Origin of the sequence: Rhodopila sp. (assembly GCF_035548235.1) — a bacterium.
In the GTDB taxonomy this organism is placed as follows: Bacteria; Pseudomonadota; Alphaproteobacteria; order Acetobacterales; family Acetobacteraceae; genus Rhodopila.
Window position 1 is genome coordinate 1 of sequence record NZ_DASZTJ010000030.1, and the last position, 9,223, is coordinate 9,223.

Below are 9,223 nucleotides of genomic sequence, written 5' to 3' on the forward strand. Positions count from 1 at the left end.
CGAGGCGGCGAAGCGGCCCGGTGCGCCGGTGATCCACGACAAGCCGGCGTCGGCCCGCATCGCCGACCCGTCGCGCAACATCGTGGCGGAGCTGCACGGGCATATCGGCGATGTCGAAGCCGGGTTCGCCGAAGCCGACGCCGTCTATACCGGCGTCTACACGACGCAGCGGGTGCAGCATGCGCACCTGGAAACCCACGGCGCGATCGGCTGGCGCGACGCGGACGGGCGGCTGGTCATCCGCACCAGCTCGCAGACCCCGTTCCTGACCCGTGACGCTCTATGCGCGCTGTTCGACCTGCCGCGCGACGGCGTGCGGGTCGTCGCCGAACGCGTGGGCGGGGGTTTCGGCGGCAAGCAGGAAATGCTGGCCGAGGACGTCGTCGCGCTCGCCGTGCTGAAGACCGGCCGGCCGGTGAAGCTGGAGTACACGCGGCAAGAGCAGTTCACCGGCTCGACCACCCGCCATCCGATGCGGGTGACGGTGAAAATCGGCGCCCGCAAGGACGGGCGGCTGACGGCGATCGCGATGCACATGCTGTCCAACACCGGGGCTTACGGCAATCACGGGCCGGGGGTGCTGTTCCACGGCGCCGGCGAGGCGGTGGCCTTGTATCGCTGCCCGAACAAGAAGATTGACGGCCATGCGGTCTATACCAACACCATGCCCAGCGGGGCGTTTCGCGGCTATGGCCTGAGCCAGACCAACTTCGCCGTCGAATCCGCGATGGACGAGCTGGCCCGCATGCTGCGCCTCGACCCGTTCGCGTTCCGCCGCCTGAACGTCGTCCGGCCGGGCGACCCGATGGTTTCGCTCGATACCGGTCCGCACGACGTCGAATATGGCAGCTACGGCCTGGATCAGTGCCTCGACCTGGTGGAGCGGCGGCTGGCCGCCGAACCGCCGGCGGCGCCGGGGCAGGACTGGCTCGTCGGGCGCGGGATGGCGGCGGGGATGATCGACACCGTTCCGCCGCGCGGCCATCACGCGGATTGCCGCATCCGGCTGTGCCCGGACGGATGCTACGACCTGTTCGTCGGCACCGCGGAGTTCGGCAACGGCACCACCACCGTCCACACGCAGATCGCCGCCAGCCTGCTGGGCACCACGCCGGACCGGGTGCGCGTGCGGCAGTCCGATACCGATGTCGTTGCCCATGACACCGGTGCGTTCGGCAGCACCGGCACCGTGGTCGCCGGTTCGGCGACGAAGGCGGCGGCGACCGCGCTGGGTGCGGCGATGCTGGATGCGGCGGCGGCGTTGGCCGGGGTCGACCGGCAGGCCTGCCGGCTGGCGGCGGACCATGTCGCCGCCGGCCCCCGGCGCATCGCGCTGGCCGAACTCGCCCCGCTGGAGGGGACCGGGCACGCGGCGGGCACCCCCCGCTCCGTCGCGTTCAACGTGCAGGCGTTCGAGGTCGCGGTGCATCGGCGCTATGGCGAGATCCGCATCCTGCGCAGCGTCCACGCGGCGGATGCGGGGGTGGTGATCAACCCGATGCAGTGCCGGGGACAGGTGGAAGGCGGCGTCGCCCAGGCCATCGGCGCGGCGCTGTACGAACGCCTGCTGGTCGACGAGGCGGGGCGCGTGGCCAACCCGACCTTCCGCGGCTACCACGTCCCCGCCTTCGCCGACATTCCCGCCACCGAGGTCCTGTTCGCCCGGACCTTCGACACGGTCGGCCCGCTCGGCGCCAAGTCCATGAGCGAAAGCCCCTACAACCCCGTGGCAGCGGCGCTGGGCAACGCGATCCGCGACGCGACCGGCGTGCGGCTGCGCCGGACGCCGTTCATGGCGGACGAGCTTTACCGGCTGACGCCGGCGGATGACGCTGGAGGTTGATCCTGGGGCGGTTGACGCGCGCCGCGGGCGTGCCGACATTCAGGGCACCGACGAAGGACCAGGACCGATGAACGACACCCAGTATCCTGTCACGCACAGCGACGCCGAGTGGCGCCGCATCCTGACGCCGGAGCAGTACTACGTGATGCGCGCCCACGGCACCGAACGGCCGGGCACCTGCGCGCTGCTGCAGGAAAAGCGCCCTGGCACGTTCACCTGCGCCGGCTGCGGGCAGAAGCTGTTCCAGGGCAAGCGCAAGTTCGAAAGCGGCACGGGGTGGCCGAGCTTCGATGAGCCGCTCGAAGGGTCGGTGGAAACGACGACGGACCGCAGCCACGGGATGATCCGGACCGAGGTGCATTGCGCGAACTGCGGCAGCCACCTGGGCCACGTCTTCCCCGACGGCCCGCCGCCGACGGGGCTGCGGTACTGCATCAACGGCGTGGCGATGAACTTCGCCCCGGCCTAGCGCGCGTGGCGGCCTGAGGGCGGTTCGGACCGCTCTCCGGTCGGCCATGGCCTGAACCCGTCGAGAGGGCGAAGGTCTCGGAGGTCCGGCCGGGACCAGGGACGCGCCGGCGCCCGGATTGTATCTATGCCTGTGGTTCGGGGGTCTCGACCGGACCGTCCTGCGGCGCCTTGATGTACTCCCGCGGATCGACCAGCTTGCCGGCGCGGAAAAGCTGGAAGTGCAGGAACCCGCCATTGCTGATGTTGTAGAGCTCTCCGCCGCTCTCGACATAGGGCCCCAGCGCGTTGAGCTGGCTCGCGATTTCGGCGGCCGAATGAGGCGTCTGGTCGACGATGCTGTAGCTGCTTTCGAAATCGTTCCCGTGCCGGACGGTGATGTCGTATTGCTGGGCGATCCGCTTCGACGGGACGCATTTCGCCTTGACGACCCGGCCCTTGCCGATCGATCGCACGACACCCTTGTCCGCGAATGTGATTTTGATGTTGCAACCGCCGCTGGGCAGCGATGTCACCTGAATGGCGCCGGCCGCGGGCCATACAAACGAGGTGTCGTCAGGCACGTCTCACTCCCGAATGCGCTTTTCGTGGATCGTGCAGGAAGCCTATCGCGATCCGAGGCGGCCTGCCAACCTGCCGTGTGAGGGCAGGACCACACGGCCGGTCCTGTCAATGCGTTGCCTCCCTTTTTTCACCTGGTCCATCAATCTCCTACCCTTCCCATTTCAAGTGACTCAGGAAGTCCCGGGTCCGCTCGACCAGCGGCGCATCGAAGATCCGTGCCGGCGGCCCCTGCTCGATGATCGTCCCGCGCTCGAACACCACCACGTGGTCGGCGACCCGCCGGGCGAAGTTCATTTCATGGGTAACGACCACCATGGTCATGCCCTCCTCGGCGAGCTGCTTCATCACGTTCAGGACCTCCCCGATCGTTTCCGGATCGAGCGCCGAGGTCGGCTCGTCGAACAGCATGATCTCCGGCTGCATCGCCAGGGCGCGGGCGATGGCGACGCGCTGCTGCTGGCCGCCCGAGAGGTTGGACGGGTAGCTCTGTGCCTTGTCCGCCAGGTCGACCTTGCGCAGCAGCGCCATCGCCCGTTCTTCCGCCTCGGCGCGCGGCAGGCGCAGCACCGTCAGCGGACCGCTCATGACATTGGCCAGCGCGGTGCGGTGGGGAAACAGCTCGAAGTTCTGGAACACCATGCCCATGCGCCGGCGCAGCGCGCGCATCCGGCGCGGGTCGCGCGGCAAGGGCTGGCCCTCCAGCCGGATCTCGCCTTCCTGGATCGTTTCGAGGCCGTTGGTGCAGCGCAGCAGCGTCGATTTGCCGGAGCCGGACGGGCCGATCAGGCAGACCACCTGCCCCGGCCATACCTGCAGCGACACGCCGTCCAGCGCGACGAAGCTGCCGAACCGCTTGCGTACGTTGATATATTCAAGGATGGGCGTCATTCGCTCAGTCCGTACCTGCGGTTCAGCCAGTCGACCAGTTTCGCCTGCGGGTAGCCCAAGGCCCAGTAGATCGCGGCCATCGCGGTCAGCATCTCCATCACCCGGAACGTCTGCGCGCGGATGCTCATGGCGGTATAGGCCAGTTCGCTGACCGCGATCACCGACACGAGCGAGGTGTCCTTGAACAGCGACACCCAGGTGCTGGCCAGCACCGGCAGGACGCGGCGCGCGGCCTGCGGCAGGATGACCTCCCGCATCGCCTGCGTGCGGCTCATGCCCAGCGCCAGCGCCGCTTCGCCCTGGCCCCGGCGGATGGACGCGATGCCGGCCCTGAACGTTTCGCCGTTATAGGCCGAAACGTTCAACGACAGCGCGATCAACCCGGTGGCGACCGGGGGGAACGCCACGCCGGAGGCCATCGGCAGGATGTAATAGGCCGCGTAGATCACCAGGATCAGCGGCAGGTTGCGGAACAACTCGGTGAACGCGGCGCTCAGGCCGACCAGCAGGCGGGAGCCGGACAGCCGCATCAGCGCCAGCACGACGCCGCCCGGGATCGCGATCGCCATCGTCACGACCGCCAGGAACACCGTCAGCTCGGTGCCCTGGACCAGCGCGCCGGCATGCGCGGGGACGACGGACCAGTCGAACCTCATGACCGCCCCAGATGTGCCAGGCGCGCATAGGCGATGTCCACGATCCGTGTCGTTGGAAACAGGATGATGAAGTAGACGGCCATGGTGACCATGAACACCTCGACCGGGCGGAAGCTCTGCCCCGCGACGGTCTGCGAGCGGTTCATGTATTCCGGCACCGCGATCACGCTGGCGATCGCGGTGTCCTTGATGGCGATGGAGATGATGGAGCCGAACGCCGGCAGCATGCGTACCACCGCCTGCGGCAGGACGATCTCCCGGATCGCCTGGGCCCCCGACATCCCCAGGGCCAGCGCCGCCCTGGTCTGCCCCGGCCGGACGGAGCCGACGCCGGCGCGCACGATCTCGGCGACGAAGGCGGCCACCTGCGCGGTCAGCGCCACCAGCGCGGCCCAGAACGGCGGCAGGGTGACGCCGGTCAGCAGGGGCAGCGCGAAATAGCACCACACCAGCACGACCAGCACCGGCACCGCGCGCATGGAGTCGATGTAGAACACCAGCGGCACCCGCAGCCAGGCCGGCCCGAAGGACCGGGCCAGTCCGACCGCGCCGCCGACGACAAGGCTGCACAGCACCGTCAGGATCGCCAGCGCGACCGTATAGCCCAGCCCGCCCAGCAGGAACCGCCAACTGTCGATGACGGGCGAGAAATCAAGGTCCATGATGGCGATCCCCGCGGGCTACTTCATCGTCTCGACGACCTGCTGTTCGGCTGCCGTCAGTTGCGGCTGCATCGACTTCGCGACCGCGCGCAGCCAGGCCAGGAAGACCGGCTGGTTCTTGTCGATCGCCATGCCGACGGGCTGCGCCTTCTCGGTGCTGTCCTGGCAGTTGTTGGCCGAGGGCAGCACCGCAAGCCCCTTCACCTTACGGCTCATGGGCACATAGGGGATGCGGTTGATCGGCGCGGCGTCGGCCCGGTGCGCCATGATGTCCTCCAGCGGCGCGGTCGCGCCGGTGTTGGCCACCCCCAGCAGCTTGGCCTTCGGGAACCGCTCCTTCACCCATCCCTGCTCCGCCGCGCCGATGAAGTAGGCGATGGTGACGTCAGGCGCGTTCAGGTCGTCGACGGTCTTCGCCCTGGCGAATTTCGGGTTGCTGGCGAGGCCGAACATGCAGACCGAGGTGTTGGAATACAGGATGAAATCGACGACGTTGACCCGGTCCGGCGTCTCGGCCAGCGGGGTGATGGTGATGTCCACCTGGTTGGCGGCCAGCACCGGGACCTTGGTTTCGTGCGAAACCAGCACCGGCTCCAGCTTCACGCCCAGGCGCTTGGCATAGTCCTTGGCCAGCAGCCAGGCCGGTCCGGACCAGTGGTCGCCCGATCCGGTGGTGTTCTCGACCAGCCAGGGCGCGTTGGCCAGCACGGCGACGCGCAGGACGCCGGCTTTCTTGATGGCATCGATCCGCGGGCTGGCGCCCGGCGCCGGCACGTCCTGCGCGCGGGCCGAAAGCGTGGTGAAAGCCAGCAGCAGAGCGGCCGCCAGCGTCATCAGTCTTGGACGTCTTGTTATCATGTCGTTTCCTCCGTCAGTTTGTTCGCAGCGCCTCCCGCACGCCGCGTTCCGTGATCCTGGCCAGGGCGGCCAGGACTTCGTCGCGAAAGGGAGTCTTCGCCGCCAGCGCCGGCGGAACGATGTCCTCCATCGCGAACACCGTCCGGCACAGCGCCGGCGGATCCGGGGCATTGGCTGCCGCGGCGCGCAGCCGGTCCGCCTGCGGATCGTCCAGCCCCAGCGCCGAACCATCGTCCGCCCGGCCCTGCAGGAAGCGCAGCCAGGCGGCGATCCCCAGCGCGATCCGGGGCGCCGGCAGGCCCTTCTCCATCCGGACCAGCGCCGGCGCGAACAGGCGCTGGCGCAACTTCTGCGACCCGTCCATCGCGATCTGCGCGGTGCGGTGGCGCAGCGCCGGATTGGCGAAGCGGGTCAGCAGCGCCCGGCAGTAACCCTCGAGGTCGACCGACGCCGGCATCGCCAGCGTCGCCGCCACCTCCTGCATCAGCGCGGCGATATGCGCCCGCAGCGCCGGTTCGGCGACGGCATCCGCCACCGTCTCCCACCCGGCGAGCTGGCCGAGATAGGCGATGGAGGAGTGGCTGCCGTTGAGCAGGCGCAGCTTCATGTCCTCGTATGGCCGCACGTCGCTGACCAGTTCGGCACCGGATCGTTCCCAGGCGGGGCGGCCCTGCGGAAAATGGTCCTCGATCACCCATTGGGTGAAGGGTTCGCAGATCACGGGCCAGGCGTCGGTCACGCCCAGCGCGGCGTCGACGCCTGCGCGGTCCTGCGGCGTGGTGGCGGGGACGATGCGGTCCACCATGCTGTCGGGGAACGCGACGTCCTGCGCGACGAACCGGGCGAAGCCCGGATCGATGGACCTGGCAAAGCGGGCGACGACGTCCCGGGTCACGGCGCCGTTGGACGGCAGGTTGTCGCAGCTCAGCACGGTGAAGGGCGCGACGCCGGCCGAGCGCCGCCGGTGCAGGGCGGTGGCGAGCAGGCCTGGCATGCTGTCGCGGCCCATGGCGGCGGCGTCCAGGTCGCGGCCATAGCCTTTCTCGGTCACCGTGATGGTGACGATCCGCACCGCCGGGTCGACCAGCCGCGCCAGGGCGTCCGCGGCGCCGACGGCGATGCCGGTGAGCGCGCCCATCACCTCCAGCCGCTCGCCCGTCCCGTCGCGTTCGGCGCGGGTGTAGAGGAAATCCTGCGGCGCCAGCGCGTCGCGCGTGTCCGACCGGCGCAGGCTGACGCCCAGCATCCCCCAGGACGGATCGGCGGCGAGCAAGGGTTGGGTGAAGGCGGCGATATGCGCGCGGGCGAAGGCGCCGATGCCCAGGTGCACGATGCCGGTGCCAAGCCGGGCCGGATCGAAGTCCGGCCGGCGGACCCGGGCCGGCAGCGCGGCGAGGGCGGCGCGCGACAGTTGGGTCACAGCGGCAGATTCTCGACCGAGGCCAGCGCGGTCATGACGCCGCGCAGCTCCGCCAGGCCGCGCATGCGCCCGACCAGCGGATAGCCGGGATGGGTCTTGCGCTGCTTGTCGTCCAGCAGTTCGTGCCCATGGTCGGGCCGCACCGGCAGGCGCCAGTTCGGGTCGCCGGCCTCGCGTCGCCGCCCCTGCTCGCGCAGCAGGGCGGCGATGACGGCGACGATGTCGACGTCCCCGCCCAGGTGTTCCGCTTCCTGGAACGATCCGTCCGGTTCCTTGCTGACGTTGCGCAGATGGACGAAATGGGTGCGCGGGGCGAACCGTTCCGCCATCGCCGGCAGGTCGTTGGCAGGGCCGGCGCCCAGCGACCCGGTGCAGAGCGTCAGCCCGTTGGCGGTGCTGTCGACGGCGTCCAGCAGGAAGTCGATGTCGTCCTGGTTGGAAACGATACGGGGCAGGCCGAACAGCGGCCGCGGCGGGTCGTCGGGGTGGATGCACAGGCGCACGCCGGCTTCCTCGGCCGCCGGGACGACTTCCCGCAGGAAACGGGCCAGGCTCTCGCGCAGCCCCTCGGCGGTGATGTCGGCGTAGCGGTCCAGCATGCGGTGCAGGCCGGGGACGTCGTACCGGTCGTAAGCCCCCGGCAGGCCGGCCATGATGGTGGCCAGCAGCGTGTCCTTGTCGCCCTCCGACGCGCTGTCGAACCAGGCTTTGGCCCGCGCCAGGACATCGGGGGCGTGTTCCGCCTCAGCGTCCTTGCGGCCCAGCATGAAGCAGTCGAAAGCGGCGTATTCATGGGCGTTGAAGCGCAGCGCGGTGCCGCCGCCGCGGATCGGGACCGCCAGTTGCGTGCGGGTCCAGTCGAGTACCGGCATGAAGTTGTAGCAGACGGTGGTGACGCCCTGCGCACCCAGGTTCTTCAGCGATTCCCGATAGTTGTCGAACAGCGCGGACAGGTCGCCCTCGGCCTGCTTGATCGGTTCGGCGACCGGCAGGCTTTCCACCACGCTCCAGCGCAGGCCGAGTCCGGCATCGTCCTCGATCATCGCTTTGCGGCGGGCGATCTCCTCCTGGGTCCAGACGACGCCATAGGGGATGTGGTGCAGCGCGGTGACGATGCCGGTCGCGCCGGTCTGGCTGATCTCCGGCAAGCGGATGGCATCGTCGGGGCCGAACCAGCGCCATGTCTGTTCCATCAAGCGGTCTCCAAGGGATTTGCGGTCGGGTGTGCCGGGGGATGTTCGAAGAAATCGGGGTGGCGGTCGGCGATCCGCTCGATCGCCGCGAACACGGTGCGCAGGTGCTGCTTCATCGCGGCGGCGGCAGCGGCGGCATCGCGGGCGGTGAGGTGTTCGGCGATCTCCTGGTGCTGGCGGAAGATCATCGAGAGCCAGGTGCGGTCCTCCAGCGACAGGTGCCGCACGCGGTCGAGTTGCGCCTTCACCGAGGCGATCAGGTCCCAGACGCTGGGATGGCCGGCGATGGTCAGGATGAAGCGGTGCATTTCCTCATCGCGGCGGAAGAAGCCGTTCTGGTCGCCGGCCTGGACCACGCGGGCCTGCTGGCTGACCTGCCGGCGCAGGGTCCTGGCCTGCGCGTCCGAGATCCGTTCGGCCGCGCGCGCGACGGCGTGGCATTCCAGGGATTCGCGGATGAACTGGCTGTCGGCGACGGCGGCGAGGTTGATCGGGGCGACGAAGCTGCCGACCTGCGGCACGACGCGCAGCAGGCCGTCGCCGACGAGGCGCTGGAAGACCTCCCGCACCGGGGTGCGGCTGATGCCGTGCTCGCTTGCCAGGCGCGTTTCCGACAGGGCCTGGCCGGGGCGCAGCGCGCCGGTCAGGATGTCGTCGCGCAGGCGGGCGTA

10 protein-coding genes are annotated in these 9,223 nt (G+C 69.5%); 2 read left to right on the plus strand and 8 right to left on the minus strand.

The window, feature by feature from the left end; all coding sequences use genetic code 11:
• Both VHB27_RS01595 and msrB read left to right on the plus strand, forming a co-directional pair.
• The coding region (locus tag VHB27_RS01595) for a xanthine dehydrogenase family protein molybdopterin-binding subunit (protein WP_325597031.1) at positions 1–1,843 on the plus strand (1,843 nt) is incomplete at its 5' end.
• A gap of 67 nt (positions 1,844–1,910) precedes the next feature.
• Complete coding sequence (msrB, locus tag VHB27_RS01600; protein ID WP_325597033.1) at positions 1,911–2,312, plus strand: peptide-methionine (R)-S-oxide reductase MsrB; 402 nt, start codon at positions 1,911–1,913, stop codon at positions 2,310–2,312.
• A 124-nt stretch (positions 2,313–2,436) separates the two neighbouring features.
• On the opposite strand, the gene VHB27_RS01605 is transcribed toward msrB, so the two are convergent.
• The 8 genes from VHB27_RS01605 to VHB27_RS01640 form a co-directional block, all read right to left on the minus strand.
• On the minus strand, positions 2,437–2,874 hold the full coding sequence (locus VHB27_RS01605) for a hypothetical protein (protein WP_325597036.1): 438 nt from the start codon (positions 2,872–2,874) through the stop codon (positions 2,437–2,439).
• 148 nt (positions 2,875–3,022) lie between these two features.
• Positions 3,023–3,763 (minus strand): amino acid ABC transporter ATP-binding protein, encoded by a 741-nt coding sequence (locus VHB27_RS01610; protein WP_325597038.1) that lies wholly within the window; start codon positions 3,761–3,763, stop codon positions 3,023–3,025.
• Entirely contained in the window at positions 3,760–4,419 is a 660-nt protein-coding gene (locus VHB27_RS01615) for an amino acid ABC transporter permease (RefSeq protein ID WP_325597040.1), read from the minus strand. The genes VHB27_RS01610 and VHB27_RS01615 overlap by 4 nt, the downstream gene beginning before the upstream one ends.
• Entirely contained in the window at positions 4,416–5,081 is a 666-nt protein-coding gene (locus VHB27_RS01620; RefSeq protein ID WP_325597042.1) for an amino acid ABC transporter permease, read from the minus strand. Before VHB27_RS01620 ends, VHB27_RS01615 begins: the two co-directional genes overlap by 4 nt.
• Positions 5,082–5,099: 18 nt before the next feature.
• Positions 5,100–5,939, minus strand: coding sequence for a transporter substrate-binding domain-containing protein (locus VHB27_RS01625; protein WP_325597044.1), 840 nt, complete (start codon positions 5,937–5,939; stop codon positions 5,100–5,102).
• Positions 5,940–5,952: 13 nt separating this feature from the next.
• Positions 5,953–7,359: a mannitol dehydrogenase family protein gene (locus VHB27_RS01630; RefSeq protein WP_325597046.1), complete on the minus strand. Its 1,407-nt coding sequence runs from the start codon at positions 7,357–7,359 to the stop codon at positions 5,953–5,955.
• A complete protein-coding gene (uxuA, locus tag VHB27_RS01635; protein ID WP_325597048.1) occupies positions 7,356–8,552 on the minus strand; it encodes a mannonate dehydratase in 1,197 nt (398 codons plus the stop codon). The genes VHB27_RS01630 and uxuA overlap by 4 nt, the downstream gene beginning before the upstream one ends.
• The coding region (locus VHB27_RS01640) for a GntR family transcriptional regulator (RefSeq protein ID WP_325597050.1) at positions 8,552–9,223 on the minus strand (672 nt) is incomplete at its 5' end. The genes uxuA and VHB27_RS01640, both read right to left, overlap by 1 nt.